Origin of the sequence: Cupriavidus sp. WGlv3, from assembly GCF_023952475.1 — a bacterium.
GTDB classification, from domain to species: Bacteria; Pseudomonadota; Gammaproteobacteria; order Burkholderiales; family Burkholderiaceae; genus Cupriavidus; species Cupriavidus phytorum.
Map to the genome: position 1 here is coordinate 1 of NZ_JALHRX010000160.1, position 341 is coordinate 341.

Below are 341 nucleotides of genomic sequence, written 5' to 3' on the forward strand. Positions count from 1 at the left end.
AGTAGCCCCAGATGCGCGCGAAGCCGCATACCAGCGTGGTGCCGTAGCGTGCCTTGAACTCGTCGAACTCGGAGCCGTCGACCAGGCGCGCGATCACCTCGCGCACGTCATAGGGCTTGCGCGTGTCGGTGGGGATCACGCCGTACAGCTCCTCCACCGGGTACAGCGGCTCGACCGGTTCGTGCAGCCGGATCTGGTCCGGCTTGCGCCGGTTCAGGTGCTGCACGATATTGCGCGCCAGGCTGAGCGCGTGGTGGTCGTTCTGCGCGAAGTAGTCGGCCACGCCGGACAGGCGCGTATGCACGTCGGCGCCGCCCAGGTCCTCGGCGCTGACTTCCTCG

At 68.0% G+C, this 341-nt stretch carries 1 protein-coding gene; it reads right to left on the reverse strand.

Annotation, left to right across the window (positions count from 1 at the left end):
• Window positions 1-341, reverse strand: a 341-nt coding sequence (locus MKD38_RS30980; RefSeq protein WP_305882546.1) for a carboxyl transferase domain-containing protein, incomplete at both ends; no start/stop codon positions are given.